Origin of the sequence: Pseudomonas sp. RtIB026 (assembly GCF_016861355.2) — a bacterium.
Taxonomy (GTDB): Bacteria; Pseudomonadota; Gammaproteobacteria; order Pseudomonadales; family Pseudomonadaceae; genus Aquipseudomonas; species Aquipseudomonas peradeniyensis.
Map to the genome: position 1 here is coordinate 4428892 of NZ_AP023348.2, position 21324 is coordinate 4450215.

18 protein-coding genes and 1 tRNA gene are annotated in these 21324 nt (G+C 66.5%); 12 read left to right on the forward strand and 7 right to left on the reverse strand.

Annotation, left to right across the window (positions count from 1 at the left end; all coding sequences use genetic code 11):
• Positions 1-11 precede the first annotated feature (11 nt).
• From PRtIB026_RS19775 to PRtIB026_RS19795, 5 genes are all read right to left on the reverse strand, one after another.
• A tRNA-Gly gene (locus PRtIB026_RS19775) sits at positions 12-87 on the reverse strand.
• Positions 88-151: 64 nt separating this feature from the next.
• Positions 152-712: a CDP-diacylglycerol--glycerol-3-phosphate 3-phosphatidyltransferase gene (pgsA, locus tag PRtIB026_RS19780; protein ID WP_028692524.1), complete on the reverse strand. Its 561-nt coding sequence runs from the start codon at positions 710-712 to the stop codon at positions 152-154.
• Between the two features lie 33 nt (positions 713-745).
• On the reverse strand, positions 746-2569 hold the full coding sequence (uvrC, locus tag PRtIB026_RS19785; RefSeq protein ID WP_050704747.1) for an excinuclease ABC subunit UvrC: 1824 nt from the start codon (positions 2567-2569) through the stop codon (positions 746-748).
• 11 nt (positions 2570-2580) lie between these two features.
• Positions 2581-3219 (reverse strand): UvrY/SirA/GacA family response regulator transcription factor, encoded by a 639-nt coding sequence (gene uvrY / locus PRtIB026_RS19790; RefSeq protein WP_028692526.1) that lies wholly within the window; start codon positions 3217-3219, stop codon positions 2581-2583.
• 63 nt (positions 3220-3282) lie between these two features.
• Complete coding sequence (locus tag PRtIB026_RS19795; RefSeq protein ID WP_028692527.1) at positions 3283-3672, reverse strand: helix-turn-helix domain-containing protein; 390 nt, start codon at positions 3670-3672, stop codon at positions 3283-3285.
• A 568-nt stretch (positions 3673-4240) separates the two neighbouring features.
• Between PRtIB026_RS19795 and PRtIB026_RS19800 the strand changes: the two genes are divergently transcribed.
• The 11 genes from PRtIB026_RS19800 to PRtIB026_RS19850 all read left to right on the forward strand — a co-directional run bounded on the left by PRtIB026_RS19800 (position 4241) and on the right by PRtIB026_RS19850 (position 18584).
• Positions 4241-5548 (forward strand): nucleotide sugar dehydrogenase, encoded by a 1308-nt coding sequence (locus PRtIB026_RS19800; RefSeq protein WP_203652077.1) that lies wholly within the window; start codon positions 4241-4243, stop codon positions 5546-5548.
• 54 nt (positions 5549-5602) lie between these two features.
• Entirely contained in the window at positions 5603-7135 is a 1533-nt protein-coding gene (locus PRtIB026_RS19805) for a glycosyltransferase (RefSeq protein WP_203652075.1), read from the forward strand.
• 16 nt (positions 7136-7151) lie between these two features.
• Positions 7152-8315, forward strand: coding sequence for a PilZ domain-containing protein (locus PRtIB026_RS19810; protein WP_203652072.1), 1164 nt, complete (start codon positions 7152-7154; stop codon positions 8313-8315).
• Between the two features lie 9 nt (positions 8316-8324).
• Positions 8325-9773 (forward strand): sel1 repeat family protein, encoded by a 1449-nt coding sequence (locus tag PRtIB026_RS19815; RefSeq protein ID WP_203652070.1) that lies wholly within the window; start codon positions 8325-8327, stop codon positions 9771-9773.
• Positions 9770-11215, forward strand: a complete 1446-nt coding sequence (locus tag PRtIB026_RS19820) for an alginate export family protein (protein WP_203652068.1) — start codon at positions 9770-9772, stop codon at positions 11213-11215. Before PRtIB026_RS19815 ends, PRtIB026_RS19820 begins: the two co-directional genes overlap by 4 nt.
• A gap of 12 nt (positions 11216-11227) precedes the next feature.
• Positions 11228-12655: an MBOAT family O-acyltransferase gene (locus PRtIB026_RS19825; protein WP_203652066.1), complete on the forward strand. Its 1428-nt coding sequence runs from the start codon at positions 11228-11230 to the stop codon at positions 12653-12655.
• A 156-nt stretch (positions 12656-12811) separates the two neighbouring features.
• A complete protein-coding gene (locus PRtIB026_RS19830; RefSeq protein WP_203652064.1) occupies positions 12812-13906 on the forward strand; it encodes an alginate O-acetyltransferase in 1095 nt (364 codons plus the stop codon).
• A gap of 18 nt (positions 13907-13924) precedes the next feature.
• Positions 13925-14554 (forward strand): alginate O-acetyltransferase AlgF, encoded by a 630-nt coding sequence (locus PRtIB026_RS19835; RefSeq protein WP_203652062.1) that lies wholly within the window; start codon positions 13925-13927, stop codon positions 14552-14554.
• Positions 14555-14584: 30 nt separating this feature from the next.
• Positions 14585-15979, forward strand: coding sequence for an alginate O-acetyltransferase AlgX-related protein (locus PRtIB026_RS19840; RefSeq protein ID WP_203652060.1), 1395 nt, complete (start codon positions 14585-14587; stop codon positions 15977-15979).
• Positions 15980-16074: 95 nt separating this feature from the next.
• A complete protein-coding gene (locus tag PRtIB026_RS19845) occupies positions 16075-17136 on the forward strand; it encodes a polysaccharide lyase (protein ID WP_244670978.1) in 1062 nt (353 codons plus the stop codon).
• A 14-nt stretch (positions 17137-17150) separates the two neighbouring features.
• A complete protein-coding gene (locus PRtIB026_RS19850) occupies positions 17151-18584 on the forward strand; it encodes a right-handed parallel beta-helix repeat-containing protein (RefSeq protein ID WP_203652054.1) in 1434 nt (477 codons plus the stop codon).
• A gap of 141 nt (positions 18585-18725) precedes the next feature.
• On the opposite strand, the gene PRtIB026_RS19855 is transcribed toward PRtIB026_RS19850, so the two are convergent.
• Both PRtIB026_RS19855 and PRtIB026_RS19860 read right to left on the reverse strand, forming a co-directional pair.
• Entirely contained in the window at positions 18726-19157 is a 432-nt protein-coding gene (locus tag PRtIB026_RS19855) for a GNAT family N-acetyltransferase (RefSeq protein ID WP_203652052.1), read from the reverse strand.
• Positions 19147-19533, reverse strand: coding sequence for a DUF488 domain-containing protein (locus PRtIB026_RS19860; protein ID WP_186714710.1), 387 nt, complete (start codon positions 19531-19533; stop codon positions 19147-19149). The genes PRtIB026_RS19855 and PRtIB026_RS19860 overlap by 11 nt, the downstream gene beginning before the upstream one ends.
• A gap of 130 nt (positions 19534-19663) precedes the next feature.
• Between PRtIB026_RS19860 and PRtIB026_RS19865 the strand changes: the two genes are divergently transcribed.
• Positions 19664-21280, forward strand: coding sequence for an inorganic phosphate transporter (locus tag PRtIB026_RS19865; protein WP_203652049.1), 1617 nt, complete (start codon positions 19664-19666; stop codon positions 21278-21280).
• Positions 21281-21324: the final 44 nt, after the last annotated feature.

Here is a 21324-nt window from a genome sequence, read left to right on the forward strand (position 1 = left end):
TGGATCGAATCTGGAGCGGGAAACGAGACTCGAACTCGCGACCCCGACCTTGGCAAGGTCGTGCTCTACCAACTGAGCTATTCCCGCGTCGTGATGGGTGCCATTCTAGCGATTTCCAGAACGGCGTCAACCCCTTGATTCAAAAAAACTTTTACTTCTGCTCCGAACCTTCGCGCAGGTGCGGCCAGGCGGCCAGCAGGTAGTGCACCATCGAGATCAGGGTCAGGCCCGCCGCCACCAGCAGCAGCCCATAGCCCAGCACCACCCAGAAGGTCAGCAGCGGCGGGTTGGCCAGCAGGATCACCAGCGCCAGCATCTGCGCGGCGGTCTTCCACTTGCCCAGGTTCGACACCGCCACGTGGGCGCGGGCGCCGAGCTCGGCCATCCACTCGCGCAGCGCCGAGACGACGATCTCGCGGCCGATGATCACCGCCGCCGGCAGCGTCAGCCAGAAGTTGGCGTGCACCTGCACCAGCAGGACCAGGGCCACGGCGACCATCAGCTTGTCGGCCACCGGGTCGAGGAAGGCGCCGAACGGGGTGCTCTGCTGCAACCGACGCGCCAGGTAGCCGTCGAGCCAGTCGGTGGCGGCGGCGATGGCGAACACCGTGCTGGCGGCCATGTAGCTCCAGTGATAGGGCACATAGAACAGCAGGATGAAGATCGGGATGAGCAGGACGCGTAGAACGGTGAGCAGGTTTGGAATATTCATCGGTACGACTGGCTGCGAGTTGAACCCGGCATTCTACTCGCTATGCAGGCTGGCATAAATCGACTCGGCAAGCTTTTTACTGATGCCGGGGGCTTTGGCGATCTCGTCGACACTGGCGCGGTTGAGCTCCTGCAGGCCGCCGAAATGTTTCAGCAGGTCGCGACGGCGCTTGGGTCCGACCCCGGCGACATCCTCCAGGCTCGAGGTACGCCGGGCCTTGCCGCGCCGGGCGCGGTGGCCGGTGATGGCGAAGCGGTGGGCTTCGTCGCGGATCTGCTGGATCAGGTGCAGGGCCGGCGAGTCGCCCTTGAGGGTGAACTCGTGGGCCACGTCGTTCAGGTACAGGGTCTCGAAACCGGCCTTGCGGGTCACGCCCTTGGCCACCCCCAGCAGCGTCAGGTCAGCAAAGCCCAGTTCCTGCATCACGTCGCGGGCCATGTTCAGCTGGCCCTTGCCGCCGTCCACCAGCAGCACGTCAGGTAGCTTGCCCTCGCCGTCCTTGATCCGCCCATAGCGGCGCTGCAAGGCCTGGTGCATGGCCGCGTAGTCGTCGCCAGCGGTAACGCCTTCGATGTTGAAGCGGCGGTAGTCGGACTTGAGCGGGCCTTCGGGGCCGAACACCACGCAGCTGGCCACGGTGGCCTCGCCACTGGAGTGGCTGATGTCGTAGCACTCCAGGCGCTGCGGCACCTCGTCCAGGTCGAGCACCTGGGCCAGCGCCTCGAAGCGCGCGGCCATGTGCTGGCGGTTGGCCAGGCGGGCATTGAGGGCCTGCTCGGCGTTGGTCACCGCCAGCTGCTGCCAGCGCGCGCGGGTGCCGCGCACCCGATGGCTGATGCTGATTTCGCGGCCGCGCAGGGTCTGCAGCGCCTCGCTGATGGCGGCGAAGTCGTCGTGCACCACGTTGACGATCAGCTCGCCCGGCAGCTCGCGCTCGGCGTTGCCCAGGTAGTACTGGGACAGGAACGCGGCCATGACCTCGGCCACCTCCTCCTCGATGCCCACCTGGGGGAAGAAGTTCTTGCTGCCCAGCACCCGGCCGCCACGCACGCTGATCAGGTGCACGCAGGCGCCGCCCGGGTTGACGAAGGCCGCCACCACGTCGACGTCGCCGGAGCCGCCCTCCATGTACTGCTGGTCCTGGACCCGGCGCAGCAGGGCGATCTGGTCGCGCAGCTCGGCGGCCTTCTCGAAGTTCAGGGCCATGGCGGCCTTTTCCATCTCGGCGCTGAGCTCGTTGCCCAGCTGCTGGCTGCGGCCTTCAAGGAACATCACCGAGTGGCGCACGTCCTCGGCGTACTCCTCGGCGGCGACCAGCCCCACGCACGGCCCCTTGCAGCGTTTGATCTGGTACTGCAGGCACGGGCGGGTGCGGTTGGCGTAGTAGCTGTCCTCGCACTGGCGCACCGAGAACGCCTTCTGCAACAGGCTCAGGCTCTCGCGGATGGCACCGGCGCTGGGGTACGGGCCGAAATAGCGGCCCTTGGCCTTCTTCGCGCCGCGGTGGATGCCCAGCCGTGGGAATTCGCCGTCAGACAAGAATACGTACGGGTAGGACTTATCGTCGCGCAGCAGGATGTTGTAGGGCGGCCGCCATTCCTTGATCAGCGTCTGCTCGAGCAGCAGCGCCTCGGTCTCGTTGGCGGTGATGGTGGTTTCGACCTGGGCGATGCGCCCCACCAGGGCAGCCGTCTTCGGCGCCAGCCCGGTCTTGCGGAAATAGCTGGCCAGGCGCTTCTTGAGGTTCTTGGCCTTGCCCACGTACAGCAGCCGGGCCTCGGCGTCGAACATCCGGTACACGCCCGGGCGACCGCTGCAGGTCGCCAGGAACGCGCTTGCATCAAAAGGTTGTGACATGAGGTGTGTGCTTACAGACTTGCGTCGACCATACCGTGGCGGACAGCCAGCAAGGTCAGTTCGACGTCGCTGGTGACCGAGAGTTTTTCGAAGATTCGATAACGGTAAGTATTGACGGTCTTGGGGGACAGACACAACTTGTCAGAGATGATCTGCACCTTCTGGCAGCCGACAATCATCAGCGCAATCTGGATTTCCCGCTCGGACAGCGCGTCGAACGGCGAGCCCTGCGGCTGGAACGACTTGAGCGCCAGCTGCTGGGCGATCTGCGGGCTGATGTAGCGCTGGCCGGCGAAGGCCAGGCGGATTGCCTGGACCATTTCGTCGAGCCCGGCGCCCTTGGTGAGGTAGCCCGCGGCACCCGCCTGCAACAGGCGGGTGGGGAACGGGTCTTCCTCGCACACGGTCACCGCGACCACCTTGATGTCCGGATGGCTGCGCAACAGCTTGCGCGTGGCTTCCAGACCACCGATCCCTGGCATCTTCACGTCCATCAGGACCACGTCCGGCTTGAGCTCGCGGGCCAGCTTGAGGGCGGACTCGCCAGAGTCCGCCTCCCCCACCACCTGCAGCCCGTCGATGTCGGCCAGCATGCGTGTGATGCCGGTACGCACCAGATCGTGATCGTCGACCACCAGGACCCTAATCAAGCAGACACCTCGTCAGTGGGGCGATTGGATCCCGCCACCTTAACAAAATTTTTCACAACGAACCTAGCGCAAAGCGTCATGGAAATATGCCTGCCGGTCAGGCCGCCGAATACGCAGCACTTGTGCCCCGCCCTCCTCGCCCGCCAGGCGGTTGAGCAGGTGCCAGACCGCGGCCTGGTCGGCCGAGGGCAGGCGGCGGAACGCGTCGAGCAGACGGTTTTCGTCGGACGTGAGGCTGTCCAGCGGCGCGGGGGTGTGCACGCCGCTCAGCACATAGAGCGCATCGACGCCCTTGCTGGCGACCGCCGCGAGGTAGTCCATGCGCGGCGTGCGTTCGCCGCTCTCGTATTTGCCCTGGGCGTTGGGCTCGACGCCACCGATGTCGCCAAAGATACGCTGGGTCAGCCCCAGGCGTTCGCGCTCTTCTCTGAGTCGCGGACCGAATCCGTTCATCTGCTTGCCTCCTTTGCATGAATGGAAGAAGGGTGCATCCCGCACCCGAGTGAATGCCTGCGCAGTCGTCCGGCACTATGCCAATTGGATCCAATCCTTGCAAGCCATCATTGCGCCACAGTCGGACGTCTGGGGGACATGGACGCGCCCGACGACAGACGAAAATAGCACTTCCAAGAATAAGAAAAATCACCCAAATCAGTAAAAAAGCGCACATCGAAGCGCGACTGAAACGGTGGAGAAAGTGGCGAAAAGCGCCATTTTGGCGTCATTTTATCGGCACAAACAAGCGCATCTATTTTTTGACGCCCAACTTTTATCTAACTTTAAGTCATTGTTTTATAAGTAATTTTCAACTTTCTCACAGGAAATTTAGAATTTATCAAAACAACAACACAACAAAGCTTGCCGAACTATCAGAAAACTCCTTAGGATGTAAAAAGACCACCAAGAAACAGCCTGCATCGCTATATATCTAGCGCGGCCTGATCCTGCGCGTCTGGCATTTTCAAAACTTCTGAACTGAGTATCTCGGCCGGCCTTGCGCCGCGCCTGGGGAGAGGGATCTATGAACATCAGTATCTTCGGACTTGGCTATGTGGGAGCGGTCTGCGCCGGCTGCCTGTCGGCACGCGGACACCAGGTACTGGGGGTGGACGTCGCCCAGGCGAAGATCGACATGATCAACCAGGGCCGCTCGCCCATCGTCGAGCCGGGCCTGGAACAGCTGCTGCTCGACGGCGTGCGCCAGGGCCGCCTGCGCGGCACCACCGATGTCCAGGCGGCGATCCTGGCCACCGAGCTGTCGCTGCTGTGCGTCGGCACGCCGAGCAAGGCCAACGGCGACCTCGACCTGGTGTACATGGAAGCGGTGTGCCGGGAGATCGGCGCGGCCCTGCGCGACAAGGCCAGCCGCCACACCGTGGTGGTGCGCAGCACGGTGCTGCCGGGCACGGTGAAGAACGTGGTCATCCCGCTCCTCGAGCAGGCCTCGGGCAAGCAGGCCGGGCGCGATTTCGGCGTGGCGGTCAACCCGGAATTCCTGCGTGAAAGCACGGCGATCCAGGACTACGACTTCCCGGCCATGACCGTGATCGGCGAACTCGACAGCCAGTCCGGCGATCTGCTCGCCACGCTGTATACAGGCCTCGACGCCCCGGTGATCCGCAAATCGATCGAGGTCGCCGAGCTGATCAAGTACACCTGCAATGTCTGGCACGCCACCAAGGTCAGCTTCGCCAACGAGATCGGCAACATCGCCAAGGCGTCGGGGGTCGATGGCCGCGAAGTGATGGACGTGGTCTGCCAGGACTACAAGCTCAACCTGTCGCGCTACTACCTGCGCCCGGGCTTCGCCTTCGGCGGCTCGTGCCTGCCCAAGGACGTGCGCGCCCTCACCTACCGCGCCAGCCAGCTGGACGTGGCGCACCCGCTGCTGGCGTCGATCATGGACAGCAACCGCAACCAGGTACAGAACGCCTTCGACCTGGTGACCCGGGCCGGCAAGCGTCGCATCGCCCTGCTCGGGCTGGCCTTCAAGGCCAACAGCGACGACCTGCGCGAAAGCCCGCTAGTGACCCTTGCCGAGCAGCTGATCGGCAAGGGCTACGACCTGCGCATCTTCGACGCCAACGTTGACCACGCCCGCCAGTTCGGCGCCAACCGCCAGTACATCGAGCAGCAGATCCCCCACGTCAGCGCCCTGCTGCGCAGCGACCTGCAGCAGGTGATCGACGAGGCCGAGGTGATCGTGCTGGGCAACAACGACGAGCGCTTCGTCCAGGCCCTGGACGTCGGCAACGGCAAGCAGGTGATCGACCTGGTCGGCTTCATGGCCGGCAGCAGCGACGCCCAACGCCACGGCATCTGCTGGTAAGGCACGCCGCCGCCCGCCGTTACGGCGGGCCCCGACCCAAGGAGCTACAACGCCATGGAACGACAGCAACAGCGGCCTTTCGCGGCCCCGGGGTATATGCGCGCGGCGGCTAGCTTCTGTGCCTGGGCGCTGCTCGCCGGGCTGATCGCCCTGGCCGCGCAGATGGTTGCGCCACAGTACCTGGACCCGAACCACCACCTGTTCATCTTCATCATCGGCACCCTGGGCATGTGGCGCTACGGCAACGCCATCGTCCACTACCTGCGCGGCATGTACTTCCTGCACTGGCGCTTCCCGCGCCTGCGCCGCCGGGTCGAGCGCCTGGGCGACGCGGCCTTGCCATCGCACATGTTCATGGTGGTGACCAGCTTTCGTATCCCCACCCACACCACCTTCAAGGTGTACCAGTCGGTGTTCCAGGAGGTGCAGCGGCTGAAGGTGCCGTGCACGGTGATCGCCTCGATCGTCGAGAAAGGCGACGAGCAGTTCATCAAGGACATCATGCGCGACGAGGTGCGGGGCCGCGACGATATCGGCCTGGTGATCGTCCGCGCCCGCGGCACCGGCAAGCGCGATGGCCTGGCCCACGCCTTCCGCGCGCTGTCGCGGCAGATGCCGCTGGACGACGCGGTGGTCGGCGTGGTCGACGGCGATACCATGATGCTGCCCGGCTGCGTCGAGCGGGCGGTCAAGCTGTTCGCCGTGCTGCCCGACGTCGGCGGCCTGACCACCAACGAGTTCTGCGAGGTCGAGGGCAGTCGCTGGATGCGCCAGTGGCACTCGATGCGTTTCGTCCAACGGCATATCAACATGTGCTCGATGGCCCTGTCGCACCGGGTGCTGACCCTCACCGGGCGGCTGTCGTTCTTCCGCGCCGAGGTGATGACCGACCCGGATTTCATCCGCGACGTCGAGGCGGATTTTCTAGAACACTGGCGCCTGGGCCGCTTCCAGTTCCTCACCGGCGACGACAAGTCGAGCTGGCTGAGCCTGATGCGCGCCGGCTGGGACACCTTCTACGTGCCCGACAGCCACACCCTGACCGTCGAGCACCCGCCCAGCGACAGCTTCTGGGTGGCCACCCGCCAGCTGATGTTCCGCTGGTACGGCAACTCGCTGCGCCAGAACTTCCGCGCCACCGCCCTGCTCGGCCGCGCGCGCCTGGGGCTGTTCACCCTGTACGTGCTGCTCGACCAGCGGGTGTCGATGTGGACCTGCCTGATGGGCCTGACCGGCTCGGTGGTCGCCGGCCTGGTGTTCGGCATCCAGTACCTGCTGGTGTACCTGTTCTGGGTGCTGGTCTCGCGCAGCCTGGTGACGGTGCTGTTCGTCTTCGCCGGGCACCCGGTCAGCCCGATGTACCCGTTCGTTCTCTATTACAACCAGATCGTCGGTTCGCTGATGAAGGTCTACGCGATGTTCCACATGGACCAGCAACGCTGGACGCGGCAGAAGACCACCCTGGCCACCGGCAGCGTCGACTTCGACGCCGGCCTCAACCGCTGGTCCTCGAAGGCGATGCTGTGCTCCTCGATCGCCATCTTCTTCGGGGTCATCACCGTTCTTCTGGAACTCTCGCAACGTTAAGGAAAGGCGCCTGCACATGAGTACTTCGAATACCCCGGCGGCCCCGGGCACGACCACGGCCAACATCGTCCACGAAGCCATCGACGAGCGTCAGTACGTGCGCACCCGCATGCACGCCCGGGTGCGCCTGTCCGGTGTCGGCCGCGAACCGTTCGAGGCCGACCTGGCCGACATCTCGCTGGGCGGCATCGGCCTGCTGCACGAGGCGCCGCTGACCGTCGGCGCGCTGTACGACGCCTCGATCCAGCTGCGCCTGAACCAGGTGGACCTGTCGATCGACGGCAAGGTGCGCATCGTCTCCCAGCGCGGCAAGGAGGTCGGCGCGCAGTTCGTCGACCTCGACGCGCAGAAGCGCGACATCCTGCGCTACCTGATCAGCGCCTACCTGTCGGGCGAAGTCGCCGACATAAACGGCCTGTTCAACGTGATGCAGCGCGAGAACTACATCAAGGCGCGCAAGCACCAGCAGGCCAGCGCCCGCACCCCGGCCGAGCGCCTCAAGGCCGTGGCCGGCACCGCGCTGTACGCCGCCGCCGGCCTGGCCGCGCTGGGCTTCGTCGGCTACAAGGGCTACCTGCTGTTCTTCCGCGTCCCGGCGCTGCAGGCCACGGTGGCCGGCAATGCCCAGGTCATCAGCATGCCGGACAACGGCTACGTGAAGTACCTGCTGCCGGCCGGCGCCAGCGAGGTGCAGGCCGGCCAGCCGCTGGCGAACATCTCCACCCAGCTGGCCACCAGCTTCACCAGCCCGGCGGACATGAAGGCCCTGGCCGACCTCGCCCCGGGCGACCTGCAGGCGCTGCTGGGGCGCGCCAGCGTCGAGACGGTGATCAACAGCCCGTGCGACTGCCAGGTCTGGTACCCGTCGCCGCCGCTGGACGGCTATGGCTACAAGGCGGCGCCGATGATGCACCTGCTGCCGAAGCACGAGGGCTTGTTCGTGCGCGCCAACGTGCCGTTCGACAAGCTCGCCGATGTCGGCCGCGTGCGCTCGGTGGACATGCAGGTGTTCGGCCTCGACCAGCACTTCAGCGGCAAGGTGGTCGACGCCCGCTCCGACGAGCTGAACCACAACCTGGCCCTGACCATCCAGCCGGACAGCCCGCTGCCGGCAGCGGCCTACCAGAAGGCCGTGGCGGTCGACCTGTACCTGGGCCTGCCGTTCGGCAGCGGCAACTGAGGGCCGGTCATGATCGCCAAGAACGCCCCGCGCCTGTTGCTGGCCGGCCTCGGCCTGGCCTGGGCCGGCAGCGGCTGGGCCGGGCAGAGCCTGGAGCAGATCCGCTACGCGCTGTACAAGGACCCGAGCGCCGATGTCACGAGCGACCTGCGCGCCCTCGCCGAGCGTGGCGACCTGGCCTCCAAGCAGCTGCTCGGCGATGTGCTGGCCAACAGCGACAGTGCCAACCGCCAGGACATCGTGAGCCTGTACCAGGAGGCCTTCGCCGACGGCCACGGCCAGATCCCGGCGCTGGCCTCGCTGGCGCGCCTGCTCGACCGCACCCCGCGCCTGCAGCGCAGTCACGAAGCCTGGGTGCGTCAGGCCCTGGCCCGCTACCCCAACGACCGTGATCCGCGCAGCACCAGCACCAGCCTGGAGGTGTTCCTGGTCTATCCGCAGCTGTTCCCCGGCGAGCGCGCCGCCGAACTGCTGGCGCTGTACGAACAGAGCTGCCTGCTCAACTGTCGCCCTGAGCTGTACCGCGCCGTGGTCGCCGAGCGCCAGGGCGACAGCGCCGCAGCCGAGCGCTGGTACCAGCAGGCGGCGCGCATCGACCCACGCGGCATCGAGCGCTACTACCGCTTCCTCGGCGAGCGCCAGGACCCGGCCTTCCTCGCCTTCGCCCGCAGCCTGGAGCCGGAGATGGCCAGCCTGCCGGTGGAGGTCGTGCAACGCATCGGCGCGCTGCTGGACAGCATCCATGGCACCACCCGCGCCGAGCTGGATGCCGAGCGCGAGCAGCGCCAGAGCCGCGCCATGGGCCCCAAGGTCGAGCCGACGCCCGAACAACTGGCCCGAGACAAGGCCAACGACACACTGCGCGCCGACGGCATCGCCGAGGCCCAGCGCTGGCTGGACAACGCCGTCGCCCGTGGCTACCTGCCGGCGCAGGTGTCCAAGGCAAACTTCATGATTTCCAACCCCACCGAGCACAACGCCGAGCAGACCCAGGCGCTGATCGCCCAGGTGCGGGCCAAGGACCCGACCCGGGCAAAGGCGCTGGATGCGGCGTTCTACATGGTCAACAACTGGCTGACCCTGGATCCGCAAAAGTCCCAGGCGCTGATCGACGAGCTGATCACCGCCCGTTATCCCGACGCGCAGCTGCTGCTGGGCGACCTGTACAGCAAGGGCGGCCTCGACCAGCCCGACCAGGAGCGTGCCCTGGCCATCTGGCAGCGGCAGGCCGAGCAGGGCTCGACCGCGGCCTGGTACCGCATGGCCACCGTGCACCTGCGCGGCCGGGCCATCTGCCACGACCCGGTCAAGGCCTACACCTATGCGCGCATCGCCCTCGACCTGGGCGAGACCCGCGCCCGCGGCCTGATCAAACGGCTGGACAAGACCTTGCCCAAGGATGACATCGAGCGCGCCCTGGCCGCGCGCAACGATCTGTTGAAGGAGGCCACCCTGTGAAAGCCCACCCACCCCTGCTCGGCGCCCTGCTCGCCCTGGCGCCCCTGACGGTGCTGGCGGCCGAGGAAGTCACCGGCCCCGAGGCCGACAGCAACGCGCCTGTGCGCGTCGCGGCCGTTGACGGCAGCGAGCCGCTGATCACCTCGGAGTTCTTCAACAAGCTCACCGTGCAGACCGGCTACGGGCCGCAGGACTCCCAGGTCGGCCGCGACCGCGAAAGCTTCTACAGCCTGCGCTACGAGCCGTCGTTCGCCTGGTACTCGCCGGAAAAACGCTGGGCCAAATGGATGGTCTATGGTCGCCTGTGGCTGAACTACGACTCCAGCCAGTCGAGCAACCTGGCCAACGAGTCGACCAACAACAATGAGCGCGAGCAACCCGAGGGCTGGTACGCCGAGCTGCGCGAGCTGTACGTCAAGCGCAACCTGATCGGCGACGACCCGCGCTTCTCGCTGTCGTTCGGTCGTCAGCGCTTCTACGACGACTACGGCATCTGGTGGGACGACAGCCTGGAGTCGCTGCGATTCAACTACCAGGATACCTTCAGCGATGCCTTCGTCGCGGTCGGGCAGAAATTTCGCAACTACAACACCGACGTCAATTCGCTGGCCGCCAGCGAAGCGCGCACGCTGTACCTGATGGGCCAGTACGCCTATCGCTGGAGCCCGAACAACCAGGTCGGCGTGCGCCTGATGCAGGAGAACGACCGCAGTGGCCACGACGCCGACGACCGCTACGACTTCAAGGGTTGGCGCTACGGACTGTTCTTCAAGGGCGACAACCTGCCGCTGGCCAGCGACTACCACCTGGAACTGGCGGCGCTGGACGGCACGATGGACAACACCGCCGGCAACGGTGTCACCAGCACCGGCCACGGCAGCCGCGGCTGGGCGGCGCTGGGCGAGGTCGGCAAGCGTTTCGAGACCTTGCCCTGGACCCCGCGCCTGGCCCTGCGCGGCGGCCTGACCGACAAGCCGGACGACGACAACGACGGCTTCCGGCTCAACCCGATCCAGTCCGACCGCATCACCCGCCAGGGCTCGTACAGCACGCGCCTGACCAGCTCGTTCGTCGCCCTCGACCTGCGCAACCTGAGCTACTACGGCGTCGCCCTGGAGACCCGGCCCACGGCGCGCAGCGCCCTGGACCTGCGGGTGACCCAGCTCAACCTGCGCGACGAAGGCGGCGCCCTGCCGATCCGCATGGCCGCCGATGCCCGCGCCCGGCGCCAGAGCGAACTGAACGCCGGCCGGCACGGCAAGGGCGACAACGTCGGCCAGATGATCGACCTCAACTACTACTGGAAGATGTTCCCGGTAGCCCTCGACGGCAAGCACCTGGACGTCAACACCCTGGTCAGCGCCAGCTACCTCAACGCAGGCAGCGCGCTGGACACCGGCGACGACTACCAGCTGAGTGTCGGCGTGGTGATCAGCTACTAAGGACCGGCCAGCATGATCTTCGCCTCCAACGTCTTCCTGTTCCTCTACCTGCCGCTGTTCCTGGCTATCTACTACCTGGCCCGGCCACAGTGGCGCTCGCTGGTGATCGTCGCCGCCAGCTACGTGTTCTACGCCTGGTGGCGCCCGGACTTTTTGCTGCTGTTCGTCGCCATCACCGCCTGGAACTACGGCTTCGGCCTGTTCATCAAGGCGCGCCTGGACGCCGGCGACAAACGCCGCGCCCTGCGCCTGCTGTGGCTCGGCGTGGCCGGCAACCTGGCCACGCTCGGCTACTTCAAGTACGCCAACTTCGGCGCCGAGGTGCTGGCCCTGCTGCTGGCGCCGCTGGGCATCAACACCTGGACCCTGGAGAACATCTTCCTGCCGCTGGGCATCTCGTTCTACGTGTTCCATGCCCTGAGCTACATCGTCGACATCTACCGCAAGGACGCCACGCCCACCCGCAGCTTCATCGACTTCGCCGCCTTCGTCGCGCTGTTCCCGCACCTGGTGGCGGGGCCGATCCTGCGCTACAGCCAGCTCGCGCCGCAGCTGCGCCAGCGCAGCCACTCGCTGGAGCTGTTCTCGCTGGGGGTGTGCCGCTTCATGCTCGGTTTCATCATGAAGGTGCTGATCGCCGACCGCCTGGCGCCGATCAACGTGCTGTTCGTCGGCGAAGGCACCCTGCAGTTCAGCGATGCCTGGTTCGGCCTGGTGGTCTCGACCCTGCAGTTGTACTTCGACTTCGCCGGCTACAGCCACATGGCCCTGGGCCTGGCCTTGATGATGGGGTTCCGCTTCCCGGAAAACTTCAACCAGCCCTATGTGTCGCAGAGCATCACCGAGTTCTGGTCGCGCTGGCACATGACCCTGGCGCATTTCCTGCGCGACTACGTGTACCTGCCGCTGGTGCGCAAGCGCGTGGCCGGCGCCCTGCCGGCGCTGGTGTGGACCATGCTGCTGTCGGGCCTGTGGCACGGCGCCAGTTTCGCCTTCATCTGCTGGGGGCTGTTCTTCGGCATCGGCATGGTGCTGGAGCGCAGGTTCAACCTGGCGACCAAGGTCACCACGCCCTATCACCTGGGCCGCAACCTGCGCACCGCGCTGCTGATCATCCTGAGCATGCCGCTGTTCTTCACCATGGACCTGCGCCACAGCCTGCAGATCTACCAGGCGCTGCTGGGCTTCAACGGTTTCGGTTCGCTGGAGCTCTATGTGCTCGGCGCCTCGAAGATGGCCATGGCCTTTGCCCTGGTGGCAATCGCCTGGCTGATCCTGGCCGGGATCAACAACGTGCGCTTCTACGCCGGCAACAAGGAAGGCTACTTCATGCGTCACGTCGGTGTGCTGCACAGCCTGCTGCTGTGGGGCGGCTTCCTGCTGGCGCTGAGCAGCCTGGCGGCCAGTTCGTTCTCGCCGTTCCTGTATTTCCAGTTCTAGGGCAAGGCTTGAGATGCCCCCTGCAGGAACGGGCTTGCCCCGCGAACACCGGCGCAGCCGGTGCCATGCACCGCGTCGCCTTGATCGCGGGGCAAGCCCGTTCCTACAGGGGGACGTGTCGATTAATGAATCAACTTACTGTTCCGTGGAAATGCCATGTACCCAGTGATGAATTCGGCCGGCAAGGCCAACGGTGTGGTCTTCGCCCTGGCGCTGGCGGCGATGTTCGTCTATTCGCTGCCGCCGGTGCTGAGCTTTGCCCGCGCCCAGACCGACAGCTGGAACCTGTTCGTCGACGGCAAGCTGCTGCGCAAGTTCGAACAGGTCTACGACAAGCGCCTGTTCCTGCGCGAGCCCTCGCAACGACTGTGGGCCGACGCCCAGTTCCAGCTGTTCGGCGAGGGCACCAAGGGCGTGGTGCTGGGCAAGGACGGTTGGCTCTACACCAACCAGGAATACCGCGTGCCCAACGACCTGGACGCCAGCCTGGCGAGCCAGCTGGAGCAGATCGTCAAGGTCCAGAGGCAACTGGCCGAGCACGGCAAGCACCTGGTGCTGCTGCCGCTGCCGATGAAGCTGGATATCTACGCCAACCACGCCGAGCACGCCTTCGATCCGCGGGTGCACAGCCTCTACGACCGCTTCGTCGCCGACCTGCAGCTACGCCGGCTGGACGTGGTGCCGTTGCGCGACGCCTACCTGCGCAACCTGGCCGGCCCACGGCTGTTCCTCAAGTCCGACACCCACTGGAGCCCGGACGGCGCGCGCCTGTCGGCCTACGAACTGGCCCGCCAGCGCCCGCAGTTGCTCGGCGACCAGGTGTACGTGTCGCGCAAGGCCGGCGACAAGACGGTCAAGGGCGACCTGATGAACTACCTGCAGTTCGACCACGCCCGCCTGGCGCCGCAGTTCGGCCCTAACCCGATCGAGCTGTACGAGACCCTCCAGGCCGACCAGGACAGCGACGCGCTGTTCGCCGAGCAGACGCAGAGCCTGCTGCTGGTGGGCACCAGCTACAGCAAGATCGACGACTGGAACTTCGTCGGGTTCCTCAAGGAGGCGCTCAACCGCGACCTGTTGTCCATCGCCGTGGAGGCCCGCGGGCCTTTCGAGGCGATGAACCAGTTCCTCGCCGGCGACCAGTTGCAGAACCCGCAGATCGACACCGTGGTCTGGGAGTTCCCCCTGCGCACCCTGTTGGCCCATCGTCCCGGCGCGCTGGCCCGCAGCGCCCAGCCCGGACATTTCTGACGTCCCTAGGAGAACCTGATGAAGCTTTCGCCCCTGTTCACCGCCCTGGCCCTGACCTGTGCCAGCCACGCCGCCCTGGCCGCCGAAGGCAATGCCGACCTGTACGACGCCGTGGCCCCGGCCGATTCTGCGTTCGTGCGTGTGCTCAACCTGTCCGACGGCAACGTCGAGGTGGCCCTCAGCGGCAAGCTCAACCCGCAGAAGGTCGCCCCCGGCCAGCTCAGCGGCTACCGCTTCGTGCCGGCCGGCGTGCACAGGATCGGTATCGGCGCCAAGGCCATCGAACCGACCCTGGTGGCCAATGCCGCCAGCACCGTGGTCTACGACGGCAAGCAGCTGCAGTTGATCGCCGACCAGTACGTCAACGAGCCGAAGAAGGCCCAGGTGGCCTTCTACAACTTGACCCCGTCCCAGGCCACGCTGCGCACCGCCGACGGCAAGCACGAGGTGGTCAAGGCCCTGGCCAGCGGCCAGACCGGCGCGCGCATGGTCAACGAGATCAAGATCGACTTCGCCGCCTACGTCGGTGGCCAGGAAGTGGCCAGCTTCGATGAGCTGTTCCTCAAGAAGGGCCGCTCGTACAGCTATGTGCTGCTGCCAGGCAACCGCAGCCTGAGCCTGGCCAACAGCATCGACCCGACCGAGTGACGCCGTGCCGCACGCAAGGATGACTGGCCCATGAACACCCTCCTCCCCCTCGGCCTCGCGGCCACCCTGGCCCTGCTCGGCGCGCAGGCAAAGGCCGCCGAGCCCGTCCGGCCCGGCTGCGAAAACCTGCAGTGCATGGTCTGCCCGGCCCTGGCCGAACCGCAGCACTATGCCGAAGGGCGCATGAAGCTGATGCGCCAGATCGTCCCCGGCAAGGAGCGCTGGCTGTTCCGCTCGATGGTCGACCTGACCAACGACTTCGGCATTCCCGCGCCCATGCGCCCGGAGTTCGCCCGGCTGATGGACGCGTTCCACCGCCAGGGCATCCAGGTGGCCATGGCGATCCAGCCGACCCGCGGCCTGATGCACCGCGACAAGCTCTATGCCGAGCAACTGCACGGGTTCGACTTTGCGCGCGCCAGCCGCAACCTCGACAGCTACCTGGGGCAGCTGCGCCAGGGTGGCGCGGTGGTGGCGCCGATGATGCAGCTGGTGCGCCAGCCGCCCCAGGGCGAATACTTCTTCCGCCGCGACCACCACTGGACCCCGGCCGGCGCCGAGGCGACGGCCAGGCTCATGGCCGAGGAGATCCGCCGCCAGCCGTTCTACAACAGCCTGACCAGAAAGCGCTACAGCACCGAGCCCGGCGTGATGGTGCCCAAGGACGGCACCCTGAACCTGGCCCTGAGCTACATCTGCGGCAACAACTACGGTTTCCAGTACGTGCGCGGCTACCAGACCGTGCCGGTGGCCGACAGCAGCGACGCCCTGTTCGACGAGGCGCCCGATCCCGAGGTGATCCTGGTCGGCGACAGCAACGCGGCGGCCCGCGAGGACGAGAGCAAGCAGTTCAACTTCGACGGCTACCTGAAGCAGTACCTGGAAGCGGATGTACTCAACTACGCCCTGCCCGGCGTGGGCGAGGACGGCTCGCTGCTGGAGTACCTGCTGTCCGCCGACTACAAGCCCGAGGCGCCGCCCAAGCTGATCGTCTGGGAACTGCCGGCCAACTACCGCCTGGATTCGCCGTTGATGTACCGCCAGTTGGTGCCGGCGATACACGGCGGCTGCAAGGCGTCCAGGGAAATCCTTGGCACGAAATTGCAGCGTCCGCCACTCAAGGTCGGCGAGCGCATCGAACTGCTGAGCAATGCTGGTGGCGCCCGGCAGACCGTGTCCAACGGCTTTCTCGATATCCGCCTGAGCGACAGGAGCGTCAAGGACTTCTACCTCATCGTCTATTACGACAATGGCGCCCGCGACAAGGTGTGGTTCCGGCGTGAGGCCGCGGTAAGCGGCGGCCAGTACTACCTCGAACTGAGCAAGGCCCCCGAGTTCGCCGGCGCCAACCTGCTCTCGGTGTTCCTCGAACCGACCAAGGCCGGCACCGCCGCCACCGATGTGGAGACCCGCCTGTGCCTGTGAACCGCACCCACGCAATCCCTGTAGGAGCGGCCTTGCGCCGCGAAAGAGGCGCAAAGCGCCCCCACAGGTTCACGCTCACCCTGGCAGCCCTGGCCTTGCTCACCCCCACGGCCCACGCCGCGCAAACCATCTGGCCCGCCCGCGCCACCGCGCAATCGGCCATGATCGCCGACTACCGCACCCTCACCTGCAGCAAGGAAGCACCACCGCCCTACACCGCCAGCCTGCACCTGCAAAGCAAATACGACCCACGCGACGCCAGCAAGTCCACCCTGCGCGCCAGCCCCGACGCCGACAGCGAGCGCGTCGCCCGGCAGCTCAAGCAATTCGTCGGCGGCCTGATCCAGGCCGGCAAGCGCTTTCAGAACGCCAGCAAGCCGCAGCAGGCCAACATGGCCCTGGCCTGCCAGGACCAGTGGCTGGAACACTGGGCGCAAGCGGGTGCCCTGCTCGACCCGGACGCCAGCAACACCGGCATGGCCGCGCGCAAATGGGCCCTGGCGGCCATGGCCGGCGCGGTGCTGCTGACCCAGGCCGCGGCCGACGGCAAGGCGCAACTCAGCCCCGCGCAACGTCACTGGTTCACCCAGCTCGGCGAGCAGGTGATCCGCGAATACGACCCGCGCCGCCAGTCCACCACGGTCTATTTCAACAACCACGACTACTGGGCCGCCTGGGCGGTGGCCGCCGCCGGCATGCTGGTGGGCCGCGACGACTTCATCCGCTGGGCCGACGGCAACCTGCGCCGGGGCCTGGCCCAGGCCGTGCGCAGTGGCGACCAGGCTTACCTGCCGCTGGAAGTGGCACGCAGCAGGCTGGCCGCCAACTACAGCCAGTACGCCCTGGTGCCGCTGGTGCTGCTCGGCGAGTCGGCCCGGGCCAACGGCCTGGCCTGGAGCGAGGACGACCAGCGTACCCTCGACCAGCTGGCCACCTTCGCCGCCCGCAGCGTGCTCGCCCCGGACTCCCTGCCCCAGCTCAAGGGCCAGCGCCAGGCCGACGTCGCGCCCTACAAGCTGGCCTGGCTGATACCGTTCCTGGCCCGCCGGCCCGGGCATGCCCTCGCCCGCCAGCTGTACGACAGTGAAGACGGCGAGGTGGACAACTACAGCCAGATCGGCGGCCCGCTCAAGCCGGCCTACCCCAACCTGCCTTGATCAAGGACGCACCCATGGCACCGTTCAGCCGCTTTTCCCTCACCTGCCTGGCCGCCCTGCTGCTGGCGACGACCGCCCAGGCCGCGCCGGTGATGGACACCCTGCCCCAGGCGCAGTATCAGCAGCAGCTGGAGCAACTGCGCCACCAGGCCCGCCAGGCGGTGACCTTCGAGCAGGCGCGCCGCCCGCCACCCGCGGGCCGCGCCAGTGTCAGCCTGCAACCGATGTTCTCGTCCCAGGCCGGCAGCTGGCCGTTCGAGCCGTTCGTCAACAACGGCCTGTTCCGCGCCATAGCCGGCTACCAGGCGCATCACCCGCAGGCCGTGGTGCTGCGCGGTGGCAGCATCACCCTGGCGCAGCTGCACGATGCGCTGCACGACCCACGGGTCCTCAAGCGCTACAAGGACGGCTACCTGCTCAGCTACCCGTTGATGATCGGCGCCGATGCCGGGCTGCTGCTGGAGGGCACGAGCCTCTACCTGTACAGCTACTCCGGCACCGCGCTGATCAACCAGGGCTGGCTGGGGCTGAACCAATCGACGCTGGAGAGCGTCGCTGGCGACAAGCCCGGCAACACCAACCGCGCCTGGCGGCCCTTCGTGGTGTCCTGGGCTGGCAGCCATACCCAGGTGATCGGCTCGACGCTCAAACGCCTGGGCTACAACACCAACCTGTCCCGTGGTCTGAGCACCGCGCTCAGCACCCAGCAGCCGTCCAGCACGCGTCCGGCCACGCTGCTGGTGGAGGCCAGTCATTTCAGCGAGCTGTCCAGCGCGGTGGAGCTGCAGCACAGCCAGGCGACCATCATCGACAACCGCTTCGAAGGCTCGCAGCAGTACGCCATCGACGCCCGCGACAGCCAGTTGAGCCTGCGTGGCAACCAGCTGCGCGGCGTCGACAATAACAGCGGCGTGCGCCTGCGTGGCCAGACCCGGGCTTTGGTCGAAAACAACCTGATCCTCGGCGCCGCCAAGGCCGCCATCGAGATCAGCGACCAGCGCGGCGCCGTGCTGCTGGCCGGCAACCGCATCGGCGACAGCCGTGGCCATGGCATCCAGCTGCGCAACCTCGCGCCGACGACCGAAGCCCCGCTGCTGATCGACGACAACCTGCTGGCCAGCAGCCAAGGCAGCGCCGTGGATGCCAGCGAGGTCACGGCCCTGACCCTGGTGGGCAACCGTATCGGCAACACCCCGGAGTACGCCGTCAGCCTGCGCAACGCCACGCCGCAGCCCGGGCCGCTGGTGATCAGCGGCAACCGCCTGGGGCAGGTGGGCAAGGCGGTGGTGCGGGTCGAGGGCGTGCGCGAGGTCGAACTGGGAGGCAATCGCTTCGATGGCAAGGCGCTGCTGCAGAACCTGCTGGCCGGCGACCTGCTGGCGTTGCAGGGGCCGGTGCTGAAGGCGATGCTGGTTCAGGGACAGATGGTCAGGGTGCGCCAGGACTGAAATCCACCGCCCCTTGTAGGAGCGGCCTTGTGCCGCGAAAGGGGCGCGGAGCGGCCCCAGGATTTGAGCGTTAAAGCAAAGATCGCCGGGGCCGCGTTGCGGCCCTTTCGCGGCGCAAGGCCGCTCCTACACAGGATCGCGTCAAGGTGCCGGGCGCTGCATCCGCACAAAGCACTCGTCCATCCCGACCTCGACGAACCCTCGGCGCTGGTACAGGCGCCGCGCCGGATTGCTGCTGAACACCATCAACCGCAGCCAGGGCAACCCGCGCTGCGCGGTCCAGCCGGCCAACTGCTCCAGCACCCAACCTCCCACGCCCCGGCCGCGCTGCTCGGGCAACAGGTGCAGCTCGCGGATGTACAGCGCCTGACGGTCCTGGCTCAGGCTGCAAAAGCCCAGCACCCGGTCGTCCTCGACCACCAGCCACTGTTCGCGCCAGCCCCAGGCTTCGTCGAAGGCTTCCTCGATCCACAACAGATCGAATTCACGGTAATACGGCAGCATGGCGCGGCGCGTGAGGTCACGGGCAAACGTCAGGTGTTCGTCGCTGGCAGGAATCAGTTCAAGGGGCATAGCACACCGGCGAACTGGCCGGGCCACGGCGTTCCAGTTCGTCCTCCAGCCACCGGGCCAGGACCTGGGCGTTGTTGTGCTCGGTGTCCTTGCCGGCGTACAGCAAGGTCAGGTCGCCTTTGCCAGCCAGGTCCAGCAGCGGGTACCAGTGCTCGGGGTGAGCGGCCAGTTCCTGCTGGTAGCGCTGGGTAAAACCGGCAAAGTCGAACTCGCCGGCGTGAAACGCCTTGCGCAATGCGTCGGACGGCGCCACTTCGCGCAGCCACTGCCCGTGCAGGTCTTCCTTGCGCGTGTTGCGCGGCCACAGGCGGTCGACCAGCACACGTTGGCCATCGCTCGCCATGACGGGATCGTACACCCGCTTGCAACAGATCATCGGAAACTCGCTTGGCAATTGCGTGGTGCCTTCTAGACTAGAGGTTCCGTTGACCGAGGTCACGCGGGAGTAACAGATTGTTTCTAGGATAGGAAACCTTCCCCTCTCCGTCGAAGCCCCCGGAGCCATCATGACAACTCCCTTGCTGGTCAGCCAGGACGCGCTGCCCAAGCTCGACTCCCGCCCCCACCTGTCCCACCGTCCCGGACGCGCCACCCTCACCCTGTTCTTCGGCCTGCTGCTGGCCGGCCTGGCCTACACCTTCTGGAGCCTCAAGCAGGATGTCAGCGCCAGCGGCACCGTGGTCACCACCGTCACCCCCTTCCTGCTGCTGGGCCTGGCCCTGCTGATCGCCCTGGGCTTCGAGTTCGTCAACGGCTTCCACGACACCGCCAACGCGGTGGCCACGGTGATCTACACCCATTCGTTGCCGGCGCCGGTGGCGGTGGTCTGGTCGGGGTTGTGCAACTTCCTCGGCGTGCTGCTCTCCAGCGGCGCGGTGGCCTTCGGCATCATCGCCCTGCTGCCGGTGGAGCTGATCCTGCAGGTCGGCTCGTCGACCGGCTTCGCCATGGTCTTCGCCCTGCTGCTGGCGGCGATCATCTGGAACCTCGGCACCTGGTGGCTGGGTCTGCCGGCGTCGTCCTCGCATACCCTGATCGGCTCGATCATCGGCGTGGGCGTGGCCAACGCGTTGATGCACGGACGCGACGGCACCAGCGGCGTGGACTGGACCCAAGCCAGCAAGGTCGGCTACGCCCTGCTGCTCTCGCCCCTGATCGGCTTCGCATGCGCCGCCCTGCTGCTGCTCGCCCTGCGCGCGCTGGTCAAGCGCCGCGAGCTGTATCAGGCGCCAGAAGGCCAGACGCCGCCGCCCTGGTGGATTCGCGGCGTGCTGATCCTCACCTGCACCGGCGTGTCGTTCGCCCATGGCTCCAACGATGGTCAGAAAGGCATGGGCCTGATCATGCTGATCCTGGTCGGCACCCTGCCAATGGCCTATGCGCTGAACAAGACCATGCCCAACGAGCAAGCCCTGCAGTTCTCGGCGGTCGCCGAGGTCACCCGCCAGGCCCTGGTGCGCGCCGCGCCAGCCCCCGCACCGGCCGATCCGCGCCAGGTGCTGACCGCGTTCATCTCTGAGCCCAAGGCCAGCGCCGAGCTGATCCCGGCGCTGGCCGCGCTGACTGGCATGATCGGCGAGGAAGTCAAAGGCTATGGTTCGCTCAAGCGCGTGCCGGCCGAGGCCATGGCCAACGTGCGCAACGACATGTACCTGACCAGCGAGGCCATCCGCCTGATCGACAAACACCAATTGGCCCACTACGACGCCGACACCACCCGCCATGTGCAGCTGTTCAAGCACCAGCTGGACGACGCCACCCGCTATATCCCGCTGTGGGTCAAGGTGGCGGTGGCCATCGCCTTGGGCCTGGGCACCATGGTCGGCTGGCGGCGCATCGTGGTGACGGTGGGCGAGAAGATCGGCAAGACCCACCTGAGCTACGCCCAGGGCGCTTCGGCCGAGGTGGTGGCGATGTGCACCATCGGCGCGGCGGACCTGTTCGGCCTGCCCGTGTCGACCACCCACGTGCTGAGCTCGGGCGTGGCCGGGACCATGGTGGCCAATGGCTCAGGGATTCAACGCAAGACGCTGGTCAACCTGCTGATGGCCTGGGTGTTGACCTTGCCGGCGGCAATGTTGCTGGCGGGGTGCTTGTACTGGTTGCTGAACCAGATTCTCTGAATGTCGCTGACATCTGCAGACGATCGCGCAGAAAGCAAAGTTGC